This is a genomic window from Salinimicrobium marinum (genome assembly GCF_014651535.1).
In the GTDB taxonomy this organism is placed as follows: Bacteria; Bacteroidota; Bacteroidia; order Flavobacteriales; family Flavobacteriaceae; genus Salinimicrobium; species Salinimicrobium marinum.
Genome location: NZ_BMXB01000022.1, coordinates 27,265 through 50,414, shown reverse-complemented (window position 1 = coordinate 50,414; position 23,150 = coordinate 27,265). Strand labels below are relative to the sequence as shown.

Sequence of the window (23,150 nt, the reverse complement as noted above, 5' to 3'; positions counted from 1 at the left end):
AATCTATCTTCAAAATTCTGGTAAAAAAAGTAATTGCAGATGTTTTAGATATAATGTGCGTTTTTACGGACAAAATACATATAAGCAGTCTGTTACAATTAATATTTTAAGCTAGGGGTTTTCCACCATAAGCTTTTTTTTTTAAGTCCATTTTTATGAAAAATTCCTTTACACAAAACGACCATTTTTTGAGAAAATATGAGTAATTTCAGGAGCGTAAAGAAGGGCGAAGAAAAGCCCCGTTTTAATAGGTATTTGGTGTGAAAACTTTAGTTTTTCATATTCCCTTTTTTAGTCTTCATCATAAATCTTGTAAATTGCAGTAATGAAAAACAATCTCCACGATTACAGAAAATCATACGAGAAGCATAAACTCCTGGAAGAGGAGATTGTGCTCGATCCATTTCAACTTTTTAATATCTGGCTGGATGAAATTGAAGCCTCAAGAGAGGTGGAAGAAGTCAACACTATGACAGTTTCTACTGTGGGACTGGACGGATTTCCCAAGTCCCGGGTTGTGCTTTTGAAGGAATATGACAATGAAGGATTTACTTTTTATACCAACTATTCTTCTGAAAAAGGAAAATCTATAGCGAATAACCCAAAGGTTTGCATATCGTTCTTTTGGCCCGATTCCGAACGGCAGGTCATTATTAAAGGAATTGCTGAAAAAACTTCGGAAGAAGCATCTCTGGAATATTTCAATTCCCGGCCCAGGGGAAGTAGACTGGGTGCCTGGGCTTCTGAACAAAGTAGTGTGATAACTTCCCGTGATTTCCTAGAAAAGAAACTTGAGGCGTTGGAACGCGAGTATGAAGGAAAAGAAATCCCGAAACCTCCTTATTGGGGTGGTTACAAGGTGATTCCGTCCGAATTTGAATTCTGGCAGGGAAGGCCTAACCGACTTCATGACCGGATTTATTTCACAAAAGAATCCGATGCCAACTGGAAAATTGATCGTTTAGCACCTTAATTATGAAGAGATTGATCCTCGTTAGACACGGAAAATCCTCATGGGAGAAAGACTTGCCAGATGATGAGCGTCCTTTGAAAAAAAGAGCTTATAATGATGCCGAACTGGTGATCAATGGGTTTAAAAGTGCTTTTGAGAAGCCTTTTACTATCTGGAGCAGCTATGCAAAAAGGGCTTTAACTACGGCTAAAATATTCAAGGAACGATTAGAAATAAGGGATGAGGATTTCCATATAAAGGCAGAGCTTTACACTTTTGATGCCCCCGTCCTGTTGCAAACAATAAAAAGCTGTGATAACAACGTGGACCAGTTAATGGTGTTTGGACATAATCCGGCAATGACCGAAGTAGTTAACTCTCTTGGAAGTTCTTCCTTTGAAAATGTTCCTACCACAGGATTATGTGTAATTGAATTTGAAACAGATTCCTGGAAAGATCTTAAAAATGGGAAAACCCTTCTATATTTGTTTCCGAAGAACTTAAGGTAGTATATGCAGAATAATCAATATGTTAACAGGGAAATAAGCTGGTTACAATTCAATGCCCGCGTCTTACAGGAAGCTGCAGATAAAACTGTTCCTCTCATCGAAAGATTAAGATTCATAGGGATCTTTTCAAATAATCTGGATGAATTTTTTAAGGTTAGATATGCGACCATAAAAAGAATTGACCTTGCAGGAAAAGGAGGTAAAAGTGTTTTAGGTGGTGTAAAAGCAAGTACGCTGTTGGAGGAGATTACTCAAATTGTTATAGAACAGCAAAGTGAGAGTTTGAAAATACTTGATTCCATACAAAATAAGCTTACGGATCATAACATTTTCATCATTAATGAAAAGCAGGTAGAGAATTCTCAAAAGAAATTTCTCAAGAATTTCTTTCTGCAAAAGGTCAGTCCGGCGCTTGTGACGATTATTCTTAACGATTTGGCAGAACTGCCCCGCCTTAAAGACAGCGCAGCTTATCTGGCAGTAAAAATGACCATGAAGTCTCCGGCACAAAAAGAAGGAGTACCTACAACAGCAAAAGCTGCTGTTACAGAGAAAAAATATGTTTTAATAGAGATTCCCCGAAGTATTGAACGTTTTGTGGTGCTTCCAAAAGAAGGAAAAAAACAGTATGTCATGTTGCTCGATGATCTCATAAGATATCATCTTCATTCCATATTTAATATTTTTGAGTATGAAAGCGTTTCTGCTCACATGATCAAGATCACCAGAGATGCAGAACTGGATATTGATAGTGATCTTAGTAAATCTTTTATTGAGAAAATATCCGAAAGTGTCCAGGATAGAATAGAAGGAGAGCCTGTGCGTTTTGTATATGATATGAATATTGAAGAAGATACCCTTCAGTATTTAATGAATAAAATGGGTATTGATGTTACCGATAGTATTATTCCGGGAGGGCGCTATCATAACAGGCGTGATTATATGAACTTCCCAAGCCTTGGCAGGGAAGAATTGCTGTATGAATTTTATGAGCCCCTATCTATTCCGGGACTGGTATTGCAAACAAGTCTGCTAAAAGGAATAGCAGAAAAAGATTATTTGCTGCACACCCCTTATCAGAATTTCTCCTATATCGTAAAGTTCTTGAGAGAATCGGCCTTAGATCCTCAGGTAAGAACAATTAAGATCACCATTTATCGCCTGGCCAAAATTTCTCATATAGCCAGTTCTCTTATCAATGCCGTGAAGAATGGCAAAAAAGTCACAGTTCAAATAGAACTCAGGGCACGTTTTGATGAGGTGGCGAATATCAATTATGCAGAACAACTTCAGAAGGAGGGGGTAAACCTCATTTTTGGGGTAAAAGGTTTGAAAGTGCATTGTAAAGCTTGTGTAATTGAACGCCAAGAAGAGGGAAGGCTAAAAAAATACGGCTTCATAAGCACTGGAAATTTCAATGAATCTACTGCGAGAATTTATTCAGATTATACCCTTTTTACAGCCAACCAGCCCATTCTGAAAGAGGTAAATAAGGTTTTTGATTTCTTTGAAGTCAACTACAAGATCAACAGGTATAAACATCTTATTGTTTCTCCTCACTACACCCGTTCTGCCCTTATAAAACTCATCCAAACTGAAATAGAAAATGCGGCAGCCGGAAATCCTGCGGGGATAAGGCTAAAACTGAACAGCCTGTCTGACTATACAATGATTGACAGGTTGTATGATGCCAGTCGTGCAGGTGTGAAAATCAAACTTATTGTTCGGGGAATTTGCTGCCTGGTCCCCGGTATTGAAGGAATGAGTGAGAATATTGAAGTAATTAGTATTTTAGATAAATATCTTGAGCATCCAAGACTGTATATTTTTGAAAATGGAGGTAAACCAAAGATCTACATTTCATCTGCAGACTGGATGACCCGAAATCTCGACCTTCGGGTGGAAATTGGCTGTCCTATTTACGATCATAGTATCCAGCAGGAAATAATGGATACTTTCGAAATATGCTGGAAGGATAATGTTAAAGCAAGAGTACTTTCTGCCAGCCAGGACAATGCATATCGCAAGAATAATAAGCCCGCCCTACGGTCGCAGTTTGCACTTTATGATTATTATTTAAAAAAAATAGAAAAAGAAAGATCTTGATCAATCAAAAAAAATATGCCGCTATAGATATAGGCTCCAATGCCGTGAGGTTGCTGATCTCAACTATTACTGAGCAGGAGGGGCGGGAACCTCTCTTTAAAAAGACCTCTCTTGTACGGGTACCAATACGCCTTGGAAGCGATGTTTTTATTTCTAAAAAGATCTCTTCTGAAAATATTACCAGGATAGTCGATACGATGCAGGCTTTTCAGCTATTAATGAAATCCCATAAGATCGAAAAGTTTAAAGCCTGTGCCACTTCTGCTATGCGGGAATCTTTGAATGGACAGGAAGTTGCTGACCTGGTGGAGGAAAAAACAGGTATTAAGATCAACATTATTGACGGAAATGATGAAGCTGCTATCATTGCAGCTACAGACTTACATGCCCTTATTAAAACCGATAAAACCTATTTGTACGTAGATGTTGGAGGTGGAAGTACAGAGTTCACCTTGTATTCTAATGGCAAGACCATCGCTTCCCGATCTTTTAAATTAGGTACAGTGCGTTTGCTCAACGAAATGGTCTCCCAGGATGTGTGGAATGAGGTGGAACAATGGATAAAATCTGTGACTAAGAAATATTCAAAAATAGACCTTATAGGATCTGGTGGGAATATCAATAATATTTTTAAAAGTAGCGGAAAATCTGCCGGGAAGCCTCTCAGTTTTTTCTACTTAAGTTCTTATTATCAGTTGCTGCAGTCATTTACCTATGAAGAAAGGATCACTGAATTGAACCTGAATCAGGATAGGGCAGATGTGATCGTTCCGGCGGCGAAGATCTACCTTTCAGCAATGAAATGGACCCGTGCCCGTAGGATTTACGTACCGAAAATAGGACTATCAGATGGGATTATTAAATCTTTATATCAGGAAAATCTTGAAGTTGTTTAACCGTGCACAGTTTCTGAAGTTCCAAGATCTTTCATGATCTCTGCTTCATATTCCAGAAGTTCTTGCCACTTTTGATCCACCTCTTTGCGGTCACCAAATTTACGGGCAAAATTTAGGAACATGGTGTAATGGTTTGCTTCGCTCACCATAAGGTTGTGGTAGAACTCGGCAAGCTCCTTATCCTTTAATTTTTCTGATAGTAACCTGAACCTTTCACAGCTTCTGGCTTCAATAAGTGCAGCATACAACAGTCGGTGAATTAGGTTGGTGAGCCTGCTTCCTCCTTTTGGGAAAAACTTCAGCAATTGTAAGACATATTCATCTTTTCGGTCTCTCCCCAGTGTAAGCCCACGTTCCAGCAGTTTGTCATGAACCATTTTAAAATGGCTCATTTCTTCTTTGGTGAGTGCTGTCATGGCCGTCACCAGTTCGGGATACTCGGGATAGGTAACAATTAGGGAAATGGCAGTTGAAGCCGCTTTCTGTTCACACCACGCGTGATCAATAAGGATTTCTTCTATGTTTTTTTCTGCAATATTAGCCCATCTCGGGTCTGTTGGAAGTTTTAAGCCTAACATATTAAATATCTAAATCAAAAGTGGTGCGTAATTTATCGATCAAAGGATTCTTTTCCCTAAGTTTTTCATATTTCTCCATTGGAGTAAAGGCATATTTTTTAGCTACCTGTTCATTTACCTTTATTTTAAGGGCAATATGGGTATTCTGTAATTTATCTTTAATGTGCCCTAACAGATGATACTGTGCACGTTCAAGCTCCTGCTTCATGGTATCGTTAGGAAGCTCCAGGCAAATATTTTTCCCTTCCAGCCGCGGCGTATCGGTTTCCATAATAGATGCCAGTATCTTTTCGCCCTGCTCATGCTGTTTGTCTACGAATTCTTTCCAGGCTTCAAGCATTTGTGCTTCTGTGAAATCTTCGTTTTTTTCTATTGCTCTTTCTTTTTCTGCCTGTCGTTGTTGTGCTTCCAGCTCTTTTTTCTTCTGAATACTTTTTAACGACAACCCGGAAACCTTCCTTTTTTCAGTCTTTATTTCTACTGAAGGAGTTTTATCTGTTTCAGGTTCCTGAACCGGAATTATAGCTTCATCGTTTTCTTCCTGAACCTCTCCGGAAGCTTCAGACAGATTAGTTTCAGGAGCACAGGAGGATTTTCCGACTTCAGTTGAAGGAATTTGTGATTGTTGAGAAGGAGCAGAATCTCCCTCCGAATATTCATTATTCGTAATGACGGCTTTTTCTTCCCGCGATAATTTCAATGCAGGTGCGGGTGCGGGAGCCTGAGTAAAATGAGACGCCGGAATTATGAAGTGATCATACTTTTTTTTTTCTCCGTCGAAAGTGACAGAGGCTAATTGCATTAGGCAAAGTTCAACCAACAGCCTCTGGTTTCTGCTGTTTTTATACTGGAGATCACACTCATTAGCCAGCTCAATCCCTTTCAGAAGAAACGGGGTAGAAGCTTTTTGAGATTGTTCAAAATATTGTGCCTTCGTGTTTTCTCCCACCTCCAGCAGGTTTATTGTTTTAGGATCCTTGCAAACAAGCAGATCTCTGAAATGTGATGCCAATCCTGCTATAAAATGATGTCCGTCAAAGCCGTGAGACAGGATCTCGTTGTACAATACCAGCAGTTGGGGAATATCGTTTTGTAAAATAAGCTCTGTAGCACTTAAATAAGTGTCATAATCAAGCACGTTCAGGTTTTCGGTAACAGCCTGCCGGGTAAGGTTATTTCCGCTAAAGCTTACTACCCTGTCGTAGATGGAAAGGGCGTCTCTCATGGCTCCATCAGCTTTCTGAGCAATGATGTGCAAAGCGTCATCCTCTGCATTCACGCCTTCCTGTTCTGCTATATGGCCAAGATATTGTTTGGCATCTTTTACGGTAATCCTTTTAAAGTCGAAAATCTGACAACGGGAAAGGATCGTAGGGATGATCTTGTGTTTTTCTGTAGTAGCAAGTATAAAGATGGCATGCTTTGGTGGCTCTTCCAGAGTTTTTAGAAAAGCATTGAAGGCCGCCTGGGACAACATGTGTACCTCATCGATAATATAAACCTTGTATTGACCTACCTGTGGCGGGATCCTTACCTGATCGATAAGATTCCTGATATCGTCTACCGAGTTGTTAGAGGCTGCATCCAGCTCAAAGATATTGAAAGCAAAATCTTCCTGTGGATTCTCGGTGCCGTCCTGATTGATCTTTTTGGCCAGGATACGGGCGCAGGTAGTTTTTCCTACTCCGCGAGGTCCTGTAAATAACAGTGCCTGGGCCAGATGATCATGTTCAATGGCATTGAGTAAAGTATTGGTAATAGCCTGCTGGCCCACTACATCTTTAAAAGTTTGAGGGCGGTATTTTCTTGCCGATACTACAAAATGTTCCATTGAAATTCTTTATCCCGACAAATATAAAAATACATATTCGAAGTAGGGAATCTATTGGTTTATTTTATCCACAAATTCTGGTTAAAAGATTTTTTTTCCGGTAGTTATTTTATGCTGAAAAAAGATAATCGGGCAGGCTCAAAAGACGACTGCTAATTTTTGTAGTACAATATTTTCTTTAAAATAGAACGATAGAAGGTAGTTCAAAAAAGTTATTTCCATAGTATCTTTGCCACAAAGCAGATCGCCTTATCGCTGTCCCGTCCCGATAGCTATCGGGAAAAGCGGGATGGAGGAAAGTCCGGACACCACAGGGCGGCATAGTGGGTAACGCCCACCAATCTTTTTTCGGTAACGAAAGGGGATTAGGACCAGTGCAACAGAAAGGATGTACAGGTAATGCTGTAGTGAAATCAGGTAAACTCTATGCGGTGCAATGCCATGTAAACCGGCATTTAAGGATTGCCCGTCCGTTGCCGGAGGGTAGGCAGCTAAAGGTTTTTGGTAACAAAAATCTCAGATAAATGATAAGGATCCCCTTCAATGAGGATACAAAATCCGGCTTACAGGTCTGCTTTTTTTATTTTTTCAGAAGGTCTTCGGCCCATTTTACAGCTTCTTCAAAATCAAGAAAAACTTCAAAAGGGATTTTGGAAAAATTTTTTTCAAAACTCGCTGTACTAAAGCAGTTGTTATGGCTGCATACAATAGCAATTCCTCCAAGATTTTTTACCTCTTTTAAATTGAGATAGACAACAGGATTGACATTGTAGTTATTGATCCTTTTGGAGATATAGATGAACCTTTTTTCTTTATAAAAATCTGTACAGATTTTGATCAGCCTGTTTAATTTTTTCTGTTCCAGCAAAACGCCATCCTTTAATTCTGAAATAACAAAATTTTCATGAAATTTCAGAATCACGAAATCCAGATCTTTAGTTTTTAAAGTGGAAGCCATGCTTTAAGATACATAAAAAAAGCTGAATACCGAATTTCCATATTTTCTGGATTCCGAGAAATGTTCAAGGTTTGATAAATCCATTTTTTTGGAATGTTCGATGATCAAAACTCCGTCTTCCTTTAGCAGGTTATTTTCAAATGTAGAGGTAACTATTTTTTCCAGGGAATCAACTTCAAAATTATAGGGCGGATCTGCAAAAATGATCTTTGAGGTCACCGAAGTTGAATTCAGATATTTGAAAACATCACTTTTTACAGCAGAAATAGGCATATCCTGCTCAGTAGCCGTTTTACTAATAAATTTTACACATTCAAAATGCCCGTCTACGGCAATAATGGATTCTGCACCGCGAGAAGCAAATTCGTAAGAAATATTTCCGGTGCCGCTAAAAAGATCCAGAACCGTAAGTCCCGAAAAGTGATATTGATTGTTCAGAATATTAAAAAGTGCCTCTTTAGCAAAATCGGTTGTTGGACGTACCGGCAACTTTTTAGGTGCAAAGATCTTTTTTCCTTTATGTGTCCCTGAAACGATTCTCATTAAAGTGATTTAAATGTGGTAAAATGTGCGTAGCCTTTTGGCAGAACACTTCCGGCTTCAAAAATGAAACCAAAAGAAGTTTTCAGGAAACTTAAATTTTTGATGTACGTATAGGCGATTTTATACCTTTCAGATTCTTTAGAGATATCGCCAAGGAAAATCAGGTCAAAGGAGGAAGGATCAAGCTCCAGTTGTTCTGCTGTGAAAAGAAGATAATAAATGAAATCCTCTTTAGTATCGCAGGTAAAAGAGTTGGTAAGGATCAATTTCCCCTCCTGAATAACGACCAAGTCATATCCCGAAGGATAATTATTGACATACATCTTTGTGCCGACCTTTTTTTCTTTGTTCAGCTTTAAGAGTTCCTCTACAAGAACTGAAGTATCATGCCGATATTCAAATTCGCCGTATTGATCGAAAAAGAAATTAATGATATTGGTAAAGGGAATATAAACGTTCACCAGTTCATGCTCCTCCAGGTGATCCTGAGCGACAAAATCTGTTTCCAGAATCTTCGTGTTGAACTTTAAATAATCTGAAGCATTGTCTTCTATAAAAAACTTTTCGGGAACGAGGCTGTAGAGTTCATTGGAAAAAAGAAGGATTACTTCATCAAGAGGAGTTCTTAAAAATTCTTCTTTTTCATACACCTTTTCAATCTGCTGAAGGACCTCAATGGGGTTTAATCTCTTCCTATAGTCAATTACCTTAAAAAAGACAATCGTGTTTAGAGGTTTGTTTATAGCACAAAAAGAAAGTCCATTCAGGCTAACCTGAATGGACAATTTATAAAAATTATTTTTTGAATTATTCGTTTTTACCATATTTTAAAGGCCAGTTACCGCTGGTGTTGACTTCTTCCATAGAACCAACGCTAATATAAGGACCATTTATATCGTCTACAGACATTACTTCTTTTTCCTGCATTACAAGGTCTTTGTTAAGATCATGTAACACAACATCCTTAGAAACTTTGGCTTCAAATACCGGAATTTGGTTAGTACCTTTTGTAACAGTTCCTGCATCCAGCTCAAATTGAGCGTCTACACCATCAATAGGAACATTTATCATTTCTCTGTATCGTTGTTCATCTCCTTTGTACAAGGAATCTTTTACAGATACAAAACCAAGAGTGTCAATCACAACATCTTCTACATACTGGTCTACACCGTAGGTTTCCAGGTATTCTTCATCAAGATAGACGGTATCTCTTCGCTGCGTTAGAGTAAACTGTGCAGTATCAAGAAAACGAACTAGATTGTCAAAGTTACCTTCAAACCTTCCGGTAACCTGACGGTGAGCCATCTCGGCGGCCCTTATATCATTAAGGTTTTCAATTACTTTTGCGTAGCGCTTTTCTTTAACTTTATCAAATTGGATAGGCTCGTATACCGAATTAAATACAAGATATCCCAGGACTATTATTACAATCCAAAGAAGTAATTGAAATACAAGTTTCATGCTTTGTGAAATTTTAGTTAATAAGTGTTCATCGCAAATCTACAACTTTTTTTTATTCGCAAAAGTTTCTCTGCTAAAAATCATTAGTATCTTTGAGATTTGAGACGAGTTTATGGAGAAATTTAATGTTGGTTCTTTTTACAACCTTCTTCTGGAGGATCTTGGTTTTAAGGCCAAGTTGAAGCAGGACATTGCTTTACAACAAATTTCATCCTTTGTGATCGATGAAAAAAAAGATGCTCTTTTTCTCCTGAAAGGCTATGCAGGAACAGGAAAAACTACCATAATAAGTTCTCTTGTAAAGAATTTATGGAAGATAAAAAAGAGCGGAGTACTACTTGCGCCTACCGGAAGGGCGGCAAAAGTGATATCTAACTACTCCGGAAGGGAAGCTCATACGATCCATAAAAAGATCTATTTTCCGAAGAAAAAATCTGGTGCCGGAGTACAATTTGTCCTGCAGCCCAACAAGCACCGGAATACTATTTTTATTGTGGATGAAGCTTCCATGATCCCCGATGTTAACAATGATGCTAAAATGTTCGAGAACGGATCTCTTTTGGATGATCTCATCCAATATGTGTATTCGGGACATAAATGTCAGTTAATCCTTATGGGAGATACCGCACAATTACCTCCCGTAAAATTGGAGGTGAGTCCGGCGCTCGAGGAGCAGAAGCTGCAGTCAAATTATTATAAGGAAGTCACTCATATTGAGCTGGATGAAGTGGTAAGGCAGAGCGAGGAAAGTGATATCCTTTTAAACGCTACGCTTATTCGTGATGCTCTACGGGAGGAATTTTATGAATCGTTTAAATTCCGGTTGACTCCTAAAGCAGATGTGATACGACTCATTGATGGGCATGAGATCATGGAAGCCATTGAGGATTCTTACCGAAACCTTGGACATGAGGATACTACTATTATTGTGAGGTCGAATAAACGGGCGAATATGTACAATCAGCAAATTCGGAACCGGATTCTTTTTCAGGAAGAAGAAATATCGGCCGGCGATTATTTGATGGTGGTTAAAAACAATTATTTCTGGATCAAACCAAACAGTGAAGCCGGTTTTATTGCAAATGGGGATATCATAAAAGTACTGGAAATTCAGTCGATTAAGGAATTGTATGGTTTCAGGTTTGCAGAGGTGAATGTCCAGATGGTAGATTATCCCAATATGAAACCTTTTGAAACTGTGGTGTTGCTGGATACCCTTGAAAGCAATAATCCCTCTCTTACCTACGAGGAATCGAATTCGCTTTACCAGGAGGTGATGAAAGATTATGAGGAGGAAAGATCTAAATATAAAAAGTTCCTGAAGGTGAAGAACAACAAATTCTTCAATGCCTTGCAAATAAAGTTTTCTTATGCCATGACCTGTCATAAATCCCAGGGAGGGCAATGGCACACGGTCTTCGTGGAGCAACCCTATTTGCCTGACGGTGTGAATAAAGATTACCTTAGATGGCTTTATACTGCTGTAACCCGTGCAAAGGAAAAACTGTATTTAATAGGGTTTAAAGATGATTTTTTTACTTCAGATTAAAAAAAATGAGAATAATTAAAGGGTAGGAGTTAACTCCTTTCCGATTTTTAACACTATAATTGAATTGCTTTGAGCGAGAAACCACTTAAAATAATTGCCATGATCCCTGCGAGGTATGCAGCTTCTCGATTTCCGGGGAAATTGATGCAGGACCTTCATGGAAAAACAGTAATAAGAAGAACTTATGAAGCTGCTGTTAACACCCAACTGTTTGAACAGGTATATGTGGTGACGGATAGTAATATTATTTTTTCTGAAATAAGGTCATTTGGCGGAAATGTCCTGATGAGCAAAAAGGAACACGAGTGCGGCAGTGACCGTATTGCCGAAGCCGTAGAAGATATGGAAGTGGATATTGTGGTAAACGTCCAGGGGGATGAGCCAATGATTGATGCCGAAAGCCTGCGGAAAGTGCTGGAGGTTTTCAGGGGGAAAGATGCCGAAAAAATTGATCTTGCTTCTCTTAAAACTCCGCTGCACCAGCAAAAAGACATTGATAATCCCAATAATGTAAAGGTGATCACCAATAAAGATGGGTTTGCCTTATATTTTTCAAGATCACCCATTCCATATGCACGGGAGAGAAATTCCGGAGTAACTTATTATAAACATATCGGGATCTACGCTTTTAGAAAAGCTGCTTTAATGGACTTCTATAAACTGCCAATGCTGGAACTGGAAGCTACCGAAAAAATAGAATGTATTCGCTATCTTGAATACGGGCACAACATAAAAATGGTGGAAACAACTGTGCTAGGAGTTGGTATAGATACTCCGGAAGACCTTGAGGAGGCCAGAAAAATGTTCTAATGCAGGTTTTACTGCAATTGAATTTCAGAAAATCGGAGATTCCAATGTTAAAGAGTGAATTTAGCTTCAGGGTTTATATTGCCTTGATATTCAGAGTCTATCGGAATATGTTGTAATAGAAATTCTTCCAGAAGTCTTCATTTCTGCTGTATAGAAAAATCTGGTTTTTCAGTAAAGAAATTATATATCTTTGATCAAACCAACAATCTAAAAATATGAAAAATTTAATTTTATTTCTTTGCGCCGGATTTATTTCCTGTGTAAGCTTTGGTCAGATCCAGACGCCCCAGCCTAGTCCTTTTTCTAGAATAGAACAGAAGGTAGGCCTCACAGATGTTACTCTTGAATATTCCCGACCAGGAATGAGAGGCCGCACCATTTTTGGAGATCTTGTTCCTTACGACCAGGTATGGAGAACGGGAGCGAATTCCAATACCAAAATAACCTTTAGTGATAATGTGACAATAGGAGGAGAGGAATTACCTATGGGAACCTATGGGCTATATACGGTTCCCAAAAAGGGGGAATGGGAAGTGATCTTTTACAAAGACAGTAATAACTGGGGTGTGCCGCAGGACTGGGATGAAGAAAAAATTGCTTTACGCACTACAGCAAAGGTTCAGGAGCTGCCATTTCCAATGGAAACTTTCACGATCATGTTCGACGAACTAAAGATGGATTCAGCAACTCTGAATATCATTTGGGATCATACGGTAGTACTACTGGAATTTGAGGTGCCTACAGATGCTATTACAATGGCCAGTATCGACAGGGTAATGAACGGTCCTACGGCCAATGATTATTTTGCAGCTGCCAGTTACTATCATGATTCGGGTAAAAACCTTAATAAAGCATATGAGTATATTCAAAAAGCTGTAGAGGGTAATGATCCTGCTTTTTGGGTATATCGAAAAAAGTCTTTAATCGAAGCCGATCTTGGGAAAAAAGAAGAAGCTGTTAAATCTGCCAAATTATCTAAGGCAGCAGCAGAAAAAGCCGGAAATCAGGATTACGTTAAAATGAACAATGATTCCCTGAAGGAGTGGGGAGCACAGTGATTTAAATCACACTTATAGAAAAAAAGAGACTGCCTGAAAATCACTTTTCAGGCAGTCACTTTTTTATTTGGGTTGTTTTGGATTGGCTGTGGTTTAAGACTGCGATTCCTTTTTATCAAGAATTTTGTTGATCTTTGCAATAAGATCTTCCATTTCAAAAGGCTTGGCAATAAAATCGTTAGCACCTGCATTCCTGCATTTCAGCCCTGCGTCATGAAGGGCAGACATCATCAAAATGGGAATTTCGGAAGTAGCCTCATTTTTCCGAAGTCGGGCGCAGACATCGGTTCCGTTGACTCCAGAAATAAGCATGTCCAGCATCACCAGGTCGATGTTCTTTTCCTTAATTATTTCTTCGGTTTCATCGGGCTTTTCTGAAACAGTAACCTCAAATCCATAAAATTCAAGTAAAGTTTTCAGCATTTCACCAATGCCCGAATCATCATCTACCACTAAAATTCTCGTATTTTCTGCCATTTTTTTGTTTTTACTATTATTTTTCTGAAGCTACAGATAATATAAAACTAAAATCTGAACCTTTCCCTTTTTTACTTTTTACAGCTATATGTCCCTTATGCCTCTGTATTATTTCATTTGCAAGGTATAAACCTATTCCAAAACCTGAATATGTTTCCTCGCTTTTTCCACCAATCCTGTAGAAGCGTTTGAATATGTTCTTATGATTTTTCCTGTCAATTCCAATTCCATGATCTTTTACACTCACGGAAACCTTATTATTCCTGGCTTTCTGGATTTTAATAAGTATCTCCTGACTCTCGGGTGAATACTTTATTGCGTTGGTGATGAAATTGATTAAAACCTGCCCAATCCTGTCCTTGTCTGCAAAGATACTGCACTTGTAATCATGAATGATCTCGATCTTATGCTGTGTATTTGTATAGTTGATATCTTGTACTGTTTCGGTCACCAGGTCATTGATACTGAAAACTTCTTTTTGAAGCTCGAGCTTATTTTCTTCCAGTCTGGAAAGGTCAAGCATTTCAGAAATCAATCTTGTCAACCTAATGATTTGGTGATCTATACGTTCCAGAGAAGGAGCCAGGGGTAAGCTGGAAAAGTCTTTTTTCTGTCCCGATTTTACCATACTCAATAACAACTGAACGTAGCCTTTAATGGAAGTAACGGGAGTTTTTAGCTCATGGCTCACCATCTTCAGGAAGTCTTCTTTACGCTTTTCTTCTTCCTTTATTTTATGAATTTCGGTATTTGTTCCAATCCACATTTTAATGTTTCCTGTTTCTTCCCGAACAGCTTCTGCACGGCTTAAATGCCAGCGATATTTATCAAATTTATTCCGGAAGCGGGCCTCAAATTCAAAGTTTCTTCCGGTATTGAGGGATTCCTGCCATTTCTTAGCAAAAAGTTCCCGGTCTTCAGGATGAATCAAATCTGTCCAGAACCTGGAATTTAATTCTTCACTGTTAAGTCCGGAATATTGTAACCAGTTTTGATTGAAATAGAGAAAGTTTCCTTCCTCATCTGTATTGGTGACCTTATCGGGCATTAAATCGGCTATTTGCCGAAAATAGGATTCGCTTTCTTTTAATAATAATTTGGACTTGACGTTTTCTGTAACATCGAGGGCCATGTTCAGAATGCCGTAAATTTCCCCCTTTTCATCACGTAATGGTTTATAGGTAAAATTGAAATATCCGGTTTGTATTCGGTCGTCAATCATCAAATCAACCTTGTCTTCCTGACCCCAGTAAATTTTACCGGTAGAATATACCTCTTGCAAAATTTCAAAAAAGGGTTGGTTTTCCAGCTCAGGAAGTGCCTGTGGCAGGTTTTTTCCAACCACTGCTTTATCTTTGCCCCAAAGCCTTATCATGGCCTCGTTGGCTATTTCTATTTTTAGATCTTTACCGGTGTAAACGGCTGTTGCCACAGTAGCCTCTTCTACAATGTTGCGAATACGGTGTTCTTTTTCTTGTATTTGCTGTTCTTTGATCTTTTCTTCGTGAACTTCCAGTACAGTTCCAACCATTCCTTCAAATTCTCCCGCGGCATTAAATTTAGGTTGTCCTCTGTCCCGTACCCAACGATATTCGCCACTTGCCGTGCGCAGCCTATAAGTGTAACTGTAGGATTTTCTTCGTTTACTGGCATCTAAAAATTGATTTCCTGCCTCGTCTCTATCTTCGGGATGTACAGCTTCCAGCCAGCCGAAGTTCTCAGCCTCCCTTGCATTTTGTCCGGTGTATTTGTACCAGTTCTCATTCAGGTAAGTACTGTATCCATCTTTGGTGGTGATCCAGATGATCGCAGGTACAGTATCAATTAAATTTTTAAGTCGGAATTCATTTTCCTCTACTTTTTTCCTGACTTCTACTTTTTCTGTTACATCTATTACATGAACAAAAATCCCATCAACTTCTCCATTGTCATCCAGCATGGGCTGATATACAAAGTCAAGGAAAGAATTTTTATATTTATTATCTCCAACCTCCAGATTTATCTGCACCTCATTCCCAATAAATGGTTTTCCCGAAGTATAAACATTATCCAGTATTTCAAAGAACCCCTGGTTTTCTACTTCCGGTAAAACTTCCCTTACCGGTTTTCCAATGATGTCTTGTTTTCCGATAAGTTGATAGTAATGTTCGTTGGCAACCTCAAAAATGTGCTGAGGGCCTTTTACAATGCATATCATCGCAGGTGCATTCTCAAGGATATTCTGAAGCTTTTTTAGATATTCCTTTTGCTGAAGTTCGGGAAATGGAATAATAACTTCTTTAAAGGAGATGATCACAAGAGGGGCGTCATGAGACCTGGTGTTTAAAAGGTTGACATTGACAAGAAACGAACGACAGCCAAGATTTCGGAAATTTGCAGTGATTTGATGATCCTTAAAGCTTTTCTGCTCTTTGATTACCTTCTGAAGTAATTTTTTTAATTCAGAAATATCCCATTGGTCATCGTCCAGTTCAAAAACCAAGGTGCCTTCAGCTACATCGGACTCAATCCTGAACCTGACGTAAAAACTCTCACTGGCAGATACGATTTGGAAATCCTTGTTCAGTATCAGGATTGGTTCCCGAATAGTATCTGTAATAGAACGGGCAAAAATCTTTGCTTCTTCTGTGATACTATGAAGGTTCTTGGAAAGCCCGTGAGGATTACTCATATATTCTTTTCTTATCAGGAATTTCGTGAATCTAAAAAGCTACTAATATAAGCTTTTTTGAAAGGTTCACCTACCAAAGATAAAGTCTTATAGGCTCACCTTAAGGAAGAAATTAAAATTAACTTTTCTTTATAATTTGATTTGAGAAGTGGGGTTAATATTCTAATGCAATCTGGTTTCTAATGTCATCCAAAAGGGAGATGAGATCAAGACTTTTGGAAAAGGTCATTTGAACACTTTCCATCTGTCCCTTTTTCAGCATTTCCTGAACGTGTTCTGCTTCAAAATTGTAGCCATTAGAGGTCACTCCAAATTCTTTGGTTTCAATACCTTTTTCCGAAGTAATGCTAATAGTGGAAGGTTCGTGAAAGCGGGAATGGATAAGTATGGTTGCTTCCTTAAGTTCCAGAACAGCAGTAGTAGGAGTATTTTTGATGATGCTGCTGCCAATTTCTGCTTTTACATTATCAGGGTAATGGAAGATGATATCGCAGTCTTCATCAATCGAGGTAGAACCTATGTTTGCTTTGGCTGTGATCTTCTCAGGTTTGCCAAGTGTGCTTAAGGCTAAAAAAACCGGGTATATACCTATGTCTAGTAAACTTCCTCCACCAAGTTTCTTGTTGAAAAGCCGACTTTTTGCATTGAAAGGAGCACTGAACCCAAAATCAGCTTTCAGATTTTTGATCCTGCCATACTTTCCGGATTTAAGCAAATCGATGACAAACCGGAAATGTGGCAAAAATTGTGTCCACATGGCCTCCATCAAAAATACATTTTCCTGCCGGGCCGTTGCGATCATTTGTTCCACCTGCTGCCTGTTCATGGCAAAAGGTTTTTCACATAAAACCGCTTTTTTATGTCTAAGGCATAGCAGCGTATGCTCAAAATGAAAAACATGTGGAGTAGCGATATATACTACATCAAGCGCTTCATCCTGTAGCATTTCTTCATAAGAACCATAGGCCTTTGCAGCTTTCCATTCTTCTGCAAATGCTGCGGCTCGTGGAAGTGATCTACTGCCAATGGCATACAATTCTGCATCTTTTACATGGGTAAGGCCAAGAGCAAATTTTCCCGCGATCCTTCCGGGGCCCAAAATTCCCCATTTTATTTTATTTTTTTTCATGGTCTTTAGTTGTTTGCAGGTTGCATGATCGCCTGTAGCATGAGAGCCAATCCCATTACCAGTCCACATCCGGCCAAGTTCAGCCATAAGTAGGGCATTATATCCATTTTAAAAATGATGATGATGGCAACCTGGGTAATAATGGCAGCAATAAAAACCGAATTGCTTTTCACGTATTTCACAAAGAATGCGAGTAAAAATATTCCCAGTACATTACCGTAGAAAATGGATCCAATAATATTTACCAGCTGAATCAGGTTGTCATAAAGATCGGCTAAACTGGCGAATCCAATGGCGATAACTCCCCAGCCCAGGGTGAACCATTTGGAAGCCTTTAGGTAATGCTGATCAGGTTTCTGAGAGATATTTCTCTTGTAAAGGTCAATGACTGTAGTGGTGGAAAGGGCATTAAGTTCAGATGCTGTGGAAGACATGGCAGCAGAAAGAATGACAGCCAGTAAAAGCCCGATAAGTCCTCGTGGAAGATTGTTCAGTATAAAATGAAGGAAGACATAATCTTTGTCATTGGTTTCCACATCTTTCTTGAGACCTTCAATATAATTCCTAGCTTCCTCGCGTTTTGCCATTTCTGCAGCATTGAACTGCAACATTTCAGCCTTAAATTTATCTTCTGAAGCGGTCTCTGAATTTGCAGCATATTGTAAAGTTCTCTGGTGTTTTTGAAGCTGTATCTCCCTATGTTCCTCTTCCAGATTTTGATATTGTGCCGAATATTCTGAATTATGGACAGCGTTTGTCGCCGCCGGATTAAAATTCAGAGGGGAATAATTGAACTGATAAAATACAAACACCATCACTCCAACCAGAAGAATGAAAAACTGCATGGGTACTTTGAGAAGTCCGTTAAAAATTAAACCCATCTGACTCGTACGCACATCTTTTCCGGAGAGATATCGCTGCACCTGACTTTGGTCTGTTCCGAAGTAGGAGAGGGCCAGGAACGTCCCTCCAATCATTCCACTCCAGAAGGTGTACCTGTTGTCAAAATCAAATGAAAAATCCAGAATATCCAGTTTGCCGCTGGCACCGGCGATTTCCAGTGCATTGGTGAAAGTAATATTATCGGGGAGGTAACTTATAATGAGGAAAAAAGCAGCAAACATACCTATAAAAATGACGGCCATTTGCTGTTTTTGAGTCACATTCACTGCTTTCGTCCCTCCCGAAACTGTATAAATGATCACCAAAACTCCAATGAGGATGGTGAGGGTGGTGAGATGCCAGCCCAGTACTGCCGAAAGAATGATTGCAGGGGCAAAAATGGTGATTCCAGCTGCAAGCCCCCGCTGGATCAAAAACAATACAGCTGTAAGGGTCCTGGTTTTCTGGTCGAAACGCGATTCAAGATATTCATACGCAGTATATACCTTTAACCGGTGATAAATAGGAATAAATACCATGCAAATAATGATCATGGCAATGGGCAGACCAAAATAGAACTGCACAAACCCCATCCCGTCATGAAACGCCTGGCCGGGCGTAGACAAAAAGGTTATGGCACTTGCCTGTGTGGCCATTACAGAAAGTCCAATAGTCCACCACTTCGTGTCATCACCTCCTTTTATGTAATCCTGGACATTCTTGCTGCCACGGGTTTTATAGGATCCGTAACTAACAATAAAAATAAGGGTTCCAATAAGAACGATCCAGTCGATTGTCAGCATATCAGGTAAATATATTCATTAGAACATAAAAAAGAAGAATATAGGCTGCGTTTGCAATTAACACCATCGTATAGGATTTTTTCCAGATGTATTTTTCAGGTTTGGGAGGTAAATCCCCTGTATCTTGTGCTGAATTTCTTTGTGTTGGTTCCATCTGATCAATTACTTGTTATATTCTTCCTGCCTACCCAGGGAGATCATATTTGCGAATAACCGGAATGCTCCCGGCACTCCCGCAGGAAACTCCCTGAAAAAACTGAGTCCGGTGTAAATGTAATGCCCCTTTCCATAAGGGGCTACCAGTAAACTTCCATTTTTAGGAGTTTCTCCTGCATCATTCATAGAAAGAACAGGTGTGAATTCTTCAGACCATTCCTCCGGAAAATAGAGTCCGCGCTCCTGCACCCAGCCTTCGAAATCCTGTGGGGTAATCTTGTTCGGAGTATTGACTACCGGGTGTTCGCTGGCAAGGATCCTCACTTCGGCTTCTTCGTTGGTAACCCTGTTCCGGGATAATTTTAAAGGAAAAGGAGCCAAATAGTTCGTTTTTAATCCATGGTTGGTATTGTATTGAATGATGAGGTTTCCGCCCGATTTTACAAACGATAATAAATCCTCCTGCTTATACTTTAATTCATCTACGACATTATAGGCCCGGATTCCCATCACCACGGCATCAAATTTCTCCAGGTTTCCTGCAGAAATATTTTCGGGAGCTATGGTTATTACCCGATAACCAATCTGTTCCAGGGCCTGCGGAACCACATCCCCGGCACCCTGAACATATCCAATTAATTTTCCTCTTTTCTGAATATCCAGCTTTACCAGTTTTGCTTCAGATGGCAGCACCAGAGTTTGCAGCGGAATATGTTCAAAATCTATCTGTACGATTTCATCTGAAAATGTTTTGCCTTCGATAATGACTTCAGGTCTCACGACAGCTTCTTCCTGTCCTTGAGGCGGAGTTACTGTAAACATAAAAGTTCTTTCTTCTCCTTTTTCTGAAAGGTTAAAATGGTAAGAATCGGGAGAAACTTTCCAGGAAGCAGGATGATCGAGTTGCAGGGTTCCGGTTAAATTAGCCTTTGCAGTTTTAACGGTTACAGGAATTACTTTAGAGGAGGAATCCGCAAAGATCTCTACTTTGTTCAGCAGAGAAAGGGAGACTTTCGGTATTATTTCAAAAGGCTGATACATTTCTCCGAAAACAGGATCATTCTTTTTGTAAACAAGTTCCCGTTCAAAAGGAATGGAAATTCCGTCAATTTCAATGGTGAAAATAGCTTTAAATGGAGCGGGTGTCTCAGGTTTTCCAATCAGTTCCGGGTTTTCGACTTTGTACATCCCAAGGCTTCCTTCGTTTTTCAACCAGTACGGAGTACTGTAAGCTGCATTTTCTGGAATTTTGACAGATATTTGTTCCTGCCAGTCCTCATTATTCTGAAGCGCAGTTTGTGGCGTAAGATTTTCTTTGAGATTCTGAATTTCCACAGAAACCAGGTTCATGTTTCCAACACTCCGGTTGATGACTTCAAGGTTTATCTGAATTTCCTCTCCTCGTGTAGCAGCAGGATTTTCTGCAACTGCTTCCAGAAAAAGACCTGCAGAGGCTGCTATAATTTCTTTAATTTCTTCAGATTTTAAATCTCTCCAGTGATCGTCCTGCAATTGCTGAATAAGTTTATAAGCTTTTACCAGTTCAGGAATACTTTGAGATGGATTTTGAAAATCGAAGTTTTCCTCTACAGCATAAAGAATGTCTCCAATCGCTTTACCGCCGTCAATCCTGCTCCAGGTAGTATTTATCCCGGCAAAAAGATCATTTGTGTTTTTAGGATGCTCGCCGGCAATGAGCTTAATATATTCCGTTTGTTTACCGCGGGATCCAGTACTGCCAAATCCCTGGGAACGATGCTGACTTCGGCTAAGGGAGGCGATCTCGGTATTTGATAATCCAATCAACGGAAAATACTGCCCTATATTAAATTCTATGAAATCTGATTTGTCGGCTTGTTCAAATGCTTCCTGACTTTCATAAAACCAGGGAGAAGTATTGAAAAACAGCTTTTTTGGCTGCCATGGTGCTGCCAAATCTAATGATGAATCCTTTCCTGCAAGTTCAAAAGCCTCCACACTTAATATGGCTGAAGAAGTGTGGTGTCCATGAGTGCTTCCCGCGGTAGTATGATCAAACCTGTTGATAATCACATCGGGTTTAAAAGTTCTTATCCTGTGAATGACATCTTTTAAGACCTCATCTTTATTCCAGATCTCCAGCGTTTCTTCGGGATGTTTGGAGTAGCCAAAATCATTGGCCCTGGTGAAGAATTGTTCTCCGCCATCAATACGTCGTGCAGCCAGAAGTTCCTGGGTGCGAATAATTCCTAAAAGTTCCCGTAGCTGGGGTCCAATTAGGTTTTGCCCGCCATCACCACGAGTAATGGAAAGATATCCGGTTCGTGCATTCAGGTGATTGCTCAGATATGAAATGAGGCGGGTATTTTCATCATCGGGATGTGCTGCAACATATAGAACAGAACCCAGAAAATTCAGTTTCTGGATCTTTTTAAAAATTTCTGAAGAATTTAATTTTTCCGGCTGCTGAGCGTAAGAAATTGAAAAGAATAGAAATACAACAAAATATAAAATCTTTCGCATTAGAGGTTTATTTCTGAATCCCTCCAAATATAATAAGATTACCTATTCCTCTGCACTATTTCATGATTTTGTTATAGTGCATCCTTTCCTTCATCGGGATGATATTCCCTTTCAATCAAAGAAACCGCTTTTTGAAGGATGAGGTTGTTGGGATAGGTGATGAGTTCGCCTTCCATGGTACGAAGGTGCAGGTGAAAAGCTCTAATGTCTTCTATTACGGCTTCCACAGGCATTTCTTTATCATGTATCCTGATCTTGCTGCCAATTTTGTACGGAAAGGAAAAAAACAGAATGATTCCCGCTGTGATATTACTCAGCATCGACCAGATGGCAAACATAGCTACCCCGATAATAGCAAAAACTGAAGAAAATATCACAGCCAGTTGGCTGGTGTCATATCCCCATGTTAAAGCCAGTGCAAAAATGGCTATAATGGTAACAAGAATGTTGATGTATTTGAACATCAACCGAATTCTTGTTACGTGAAGATCTCCTTTATTACCAATTCTATTGGCAGATCTTTTAAGGACGTTTCTGAAAATAAAAAGTATCAGCAGGATAATTGCTGTATAGATAACAGGATTTTGGTTTGCTAAAAAATATTCACTCATTGCTGGAAACTTCAGATTTTTGGCAAAGATAATTCATTAATCAATCGGGCGCTGCAATTCTATCGGGATGTTATTGGGAATTAATCCGTGAATTCCAGGAGGGTTTTATATACCAGATTTGTAGGTAAACCTACCACATTATAATAGCTTCCTTCTATGTGATCTATTCCTATTAAGCCTATCCATTCCTGAATTCCGTAGGCTCCTGCCTTGTCGAAAGGACGGTATTCATCAATGTAATACTTAATTTCATCATTGGAAAGTTCACTAAAGCTAACCCGGGTTGTGGAATTCACTGTTTTTTTTCTTTCGGGAGTGCGAAAACTGACCGAGGTGATCACTTCATGAGTTTTTCCGCAGAGGGATTTGATCATTTCAAACGCCTGAGCAGCATCTGCCGGTTTTCCAAGAGCAGCTCCTTCATGCCAAACGATAGTGTCACTTGTGATGAGAATATCTCCGGTTTTTAGATCTCCTTCAAAAGCATCAGCTTTTAATTCAGAAAGGAAATCTGTGATTTCAGCAGCTTTTAAATGTTCCGGAAAGTTTTCTTCAACAGGTTTCAGGCGTATTTCAAATTCTAAGTTGAGATCTGTAAAGAATTGCTGGCGACGGGGTGATCCCGAGGCAAGGATAATATGATAGTCTTGAAGTTTTTCTTTCAGCAT

The 23,150-nt window shown here is 39.4% G+C and carries 20 protein-coding genes and 1 other RNA gene; 8 read left to right on the top strand and 13 right to left on the bottom strand.

Annotated elements, in window-relative coordinates:
- The first annotated feature begins 325 nt into the window (after positions 1–325).
- Genes pdxH through IE056_RS17220 form a run of 4 tightly spaced genes read left to right on the top strand, consistent with a single transcriptional unit; the run spans position 326 to position 4,463 of the window.
- A complete protein-coding gene (pdxH, locus tag IE056_RS17235; RefSeq protein WP_189606230.1) occupies positions 326–973 on the top strand; it encodes a pyridoxamine 5'-phosphate oxidase in 648 nt (215 codons plus the stop codon).
- A 2-nt stretch (positions 974–975) separates the two neighbouring features.
- Positions 976–1,461 (top strand): SixA phosphatase family protein, encoded by a 486-nt coding sequence (locus tag IE056_RS17230; protein ID WP_189606229.1) that lies wholly within the window; start codon positions 976–978, stop codon positions 1,459–1,461.
- Between the two features lie 3 nt (positions 1,462–1,464).
- Positions 1,465–3,567: a polyphosphate kinase 1 gene (gene ppk1 / locus IE056_RS17225; RefSeq protein WP_189606228.1), complete on the top strand. Its 2,103-nt coding sequence runs from the start codon at positions 1,465–1,467 to the stop codon at positions 3,565–3,567.
- Positions 3,564–4,463 carry a Ppx/GppA phosphatase family protein gene (locus tag IE056_RS17220; protein ID WP_189606227.1) on the top strand — a complete coding sequence of 300 codons (900 nt, stop codon included), beginning with the start codon at positions 3,564–3,566 and terminating at the stop codon, positions 4,461–4,463. Before ppk1 ends, IE056_RS17220 begins: the two co-directional genes overlap by 4 nt.
- Here IE056_RS17220 and IE056_RS17215 read toward each other — a convergent pair.
- Positions 4,460–5,041, bottom strand: a complete 582-nt coding sequence (locus IE056_RS17215) for a MiaE family protein (RefSeq protein ID WP_189606226.1) — start codon at positions 5,039–5,041, stop codon at positions 4,460–4,462. The two genes, IE056_RS17220 and IE056_RS17215, sit on opposite strands and share 4 nt — an antisense overlap.
- Before the next feature lies 1 nt (position 5,042).
- Positions 5,043–6,872, bottom strand: a complete 1,830-nt coding sequence (locus IE056_RS17210) for a DNA polymerase III subunit gamma/tau (RefSeq protein ID WP_189606225.1) — start codon at positions 6,870–6,872, stop codon at positions 5,043–5,045.
- Between the two features lie 236 nt (positions 6,873–7,108).
- Between IE056_RS17210 and rnpB the strand changes: the two genes are divergently transcribed.
- An RNA gene (gene rnpB / locus IE056_RS17205) (RNase P RNA component class A) lies at positions 7,109–7,454 on the top strand.
- Here the strand turns inward: rnpB and IE056_RS17200 are convergent.
- The 4 genes from IE056_RS17200 to IE056_RS17185 are packed head-to-tail and all read right to left on the bottom strand — an operon-like array spanning position 7,453 to position 9,834.
- Positions 7,453–7,830, bottom strand: a complete 378-nt coding sequence (locus tag IE056_RS17200) for a hypothetical protein (protein ID WP_189606224.1) — start codon at positions 7,828–7,830, stop codon at positions 7,453–7,455. The two genes, rnpB and IE056_RS17200, sit on opposite strands and share 2 nt — an antisense overlap.
- 3 nt (positions 7,831–7,833) lie before the next feature.
- Positions 7,834–8,373 (bottom strand): RsmD family RNA methyltransferase, encoded by a 540-nt coding sequence (locus IE056_RS17195; protein ID WP_189606223.1) that lies wholly within the window; start codon positions 8,371–8,373, stop codon positions 7,834–7,836.
- Complete coding sequence (locus IE056_RS17190; RefSeq protein WP_189606222.1) at positions 8,373–9,197, bottom strand: DUF3822 family protein; 825 nt, start codon at positions 9,195–9,197, stop codon at positions 8,373–8,375. Before IE056_RS17190 ends, IE056_RS17195 begins: the two co-directional genes overlap by 1 nt.
- A complete protein-coding gene (locus IE056_RS17185; protein WP_189606221.1) occupies positions 9,181–9,834 on the bottom strand; it encodes a hypothetical protein in 654 nt (217 codons plus the stop codon). The genes IE056_RS17190 and IE056_RS17185 overlap by 17 nt, the downstream gene beginning before the upstream one ends.
- A 112-nt stretch (positions 9,835–9,946) precedes the next feature.
- Here IE056_RS17185 and IE056_RS17180 point away from each other — a divergent pair, with 112 nt between their 5' ends.
- The 3 genes from IE056_RS17180 to IE056_RS17170 all read left to right on the top strand — a co-directional run bounded on the left by IE056_RS17180 (position 9,947) and on the right by IE056_RS17170 (position 13,251).
- Entirely contained in the window at positions 9,947–11,383 is a 1,437-nt protein-coding gene (locus tag IE056_RS17180; RefSeq protein WP_189606220.1) for an ATP-dependent DNA helicase, read from the top strand.
- A 99-nt stretch (positions 11,384–11,482) separates the two neighbouring features.
- Positions 11,483–12,193, top strand: coding sequence for a 3-deoxy-manno-octulosonate cytidylyltransferase (kdsB, locus tag IE056_RS17175; RefSeq protein ID WP_189606235.1), 711 nt, complete (start codon positions 11,483–11,485; stop codon positions 12,191–12,193).
- Positions 12,194–12,408: 215 nt separating this feature from the next.
- Positions 12,409–13,251 (top strand): DUF2911 domain-containing protein, encoded by an 843-nt coding sequence (locus IE056_RS17170; RefSeq protein ID WP_189606219.1) that lies wholly within the window; start codon positions 12,409–12,411, stop codon positions 13,249–13,251.
- A 93-nt stretch (positions 13,252–13,344) separates the two neighbouring features.
- Here the strand turns inward: IE056_RS17170 and IE056_RS17165 are convergent, their stop codons facing one another.
- From IE056_RS17165 to IE056_RS17135, 7 genes are all read right to left on the bottom strand, one after another.
- A complete protein-coding gene (locus tag IE056_RS17165; protein WP_189606218.1) occupies positions 13,345–13,728 on the bottom strand; it encodes a response regulator in 384 nt (127 codons plus the stop codon).
- Between the two features lie 16 nt (positions 13,729–13,744).
- Positions 13,745–16,399 (bottom strand): PAS domain S-box protein, encoded by a 2,655-nt coding sequence (locus IE056_RS17160; protein WP_189606217.1) that lies wholly within the window; start codon positions 16,397–16,399, stop codon positions 13,745–13,747.
- Between the two features lie 154 nt (positions 16,400–16,553).
- The gene (locus IE056_RS17155) at positions 16,554–17,528 is read right to left on the bottom strand and encodes a Gfo/Idh/MocA family protein (RefSeq protein ID WP_189606216.1); all 975 of its coding nucleotides are present in this window, start codon (positions 17,526–17,528) and stop codon (positions 16,554–16,556) included.
- Between the two features lie 5 nt (positions 17,529–17,533).
- Positions 17,534–19,213 (bottom strand): sodium:solute symporter family protein, encoded by a 1,680-nt coding sequence (locus IE056_RS17150; RefSeq protein WP_189606215.1) that lies wholly within the window; start codon positions 19,211–19,213, stop codon positions 17,534–17,536.
- Positions 19,214–19,375: 162 nt separating this feature from the next.
- Positions 19,376–21,871 carry a PIG-L family deacetylase gene (locus IE056_RS17145; RefSeq protein WP_189606214.1) on the bottom strand — a complete coding sequence of 832 codons (2,496 nt, stop codon included), beginning with the start codon at positions 21,869–21,871 and terminating at the stop codon, positions 19,376–19,378.
- A 71-nt stretch (positions 21,872–21,942) separates the two neighbouring features.
- Positions 21,943–22,482, bottom strand: a complete 540-nt coding sequence (locus IE056_RS17140; RefSeq protein WP_189606213.1) for a mechanosensitive ion channel family protein — start codon at positions 22,480–22,482, stop codon at positions 21,943–21,945.
- 80 nt (positions 22,483–22,562) lie between these two features.
- On the bottom strand, positions 22,563–23,150 hold the full coding sequence (locus tag IE056_RS17135; protein ID WP_189606212.1) for a Maf-like protein: 588 nt from the start codon (positions 23,148–23,150) through the stop codon (positions 22,563–22,565).

What these genes read in the sequence shown, in the direction of transcription:
- pdxH (WP_189606230.1), top strand. Translation starts at nt 326, where the DNA reads ATGAAAAACAATCTCCACGATTACAGAAAATCATACGAGAAGCATAAA.
- IE056_RS17230 (WP_189606229.1), top strand. Translation starts at nt 976, where the DNA reads ATGAAGAGATTGATCCTCGTTAGACACGGAAAATCCTCATGGGAGAAA.
- ppk1 (WP_189606228.1), top strand. Translation starts at nt 1,465, where the DNA reads ATGCAGAATAATCAATATGTTAACAGGGAAATAAGCTGGTTACAATTC.
- IE056_RS17215 (WP_189606226.1), bottom strand. Translation starts at nt 5,041, where the DNA reads ATGTTAGGCTTAAAACTTCCAACAGACCCGAGATGGGCTAATATTGCA.
- IE056_RS17210 (WP_189606225.1), bottom strand. Translation starts at nt 6,872, where the DNA reads ATGGAACATTTTGTAGTATCGGCAAGAAAATACCGCCCTCAAACTTTT.
- IE056_RS17200 (WP_189606224.1), bottom strand. Translation starts at nt 7,830, where the DNA reads ATGGCTTCCACTTTAAAAACTAAAGATCTGGATTTCGTGATTCTGAAA.
- IE056_RS17195 (WP_189606223.1), bottom strand. Translation starts at nt 8,373, where the DNA reads ATGAGAATCGTTTCAGGGACACATAAAGGAAAAAAGATCTTTGCACCT.
- IE056_RS17190 (WP_189606222.1), bottom strand. Translation starts at nt 9,197, where the DNA reads ATGGTAAAAACGAATAATTCAAAAAATAATTTTTATAAATTGTCCATT.
- IE056_RS17185 (WP_189606221.1), bottom strand. Translation starts at nt 9,834, where the DNA reads ATGAAACTTGTATTTCAATTACTTCTTTGGATTGTAATAATAGTCCTG.
- IE056_RS17180 (WP_189606220.1), top strand. Translation starts at nt 9,947, where the DNA reads ATGGAGAAATTTAATGTTGGTTCTTTTTACAACCTTCTTCTGGAGGAT.
- kdsB (WP_189606235.1), top strand. Translation starts at nt 11,483, where the DNA reads ATGATCCCTGCGAGGTATGCAGCTTCTCGATTTCCGGGGAAATTGATG.
- IE056_RS17170 (WP_189606219.1), top strand. Translation starts at nt 12,409, where the DNA reads ATGAAAAATTTAATTTTATTTCTTTGCGCCGGATTTATTTCCTGTGTA.
- IE056_RS17165 (WP_189606218.1), bottom strand. Translation starts at nt 13,728, where the DNA reads ATGGCAGAAAATACGAGAATTTTAGTGGTAGATGATGATTCGGGCATT.
- IE056_RS17160 (WP_189606217.1), bottom strand. Translation starts at nt 16,399, where the DNA reads ATGAGTAATCCTCACGGGCTTTCCAAGAACCTTCATAGTATCACAGAA.
- IE056_RS17155 (WP_189606216.1), bottom strand. Translation starts at nt 17,528, where the DNA reads ATGAAAAAAAATAAAATAAAATGGGGAATTTTGGGCCCCGGAAGGATC.
- IE056_RS17150 (WP_189606215.1), bottom strand. Translation starts at nt 19,213, where the DNA reads ATGCTGACAATCGACTGGATCGTTCTTATTGGAACCCTTATTTTTATT.
- IE056_RS17145 (WP_189606214.1), bottom strand. Translation starts at nt 21,871, where the DNA reads ATGCGAAAGATTTTATATTTTGTTGTATTTCTATTCTTTTCAATTTCT.
- IE056_RS17140 (WP_189606213.1), bottom strand. Translation starts at nt 22,482, where the DNA reads ATGAGTGAATATTTTTTAGCAAACCAAAATCCTGTTATCTATACAGCA.
- IE056_RS17135 (WP_189606212.1), bottom strand. Translation starts at nt 23,150, where the DNA reads ATGCTGAAAGAAAAACTTCAAGACTATCATATTATCCTTGCCTCGGGA.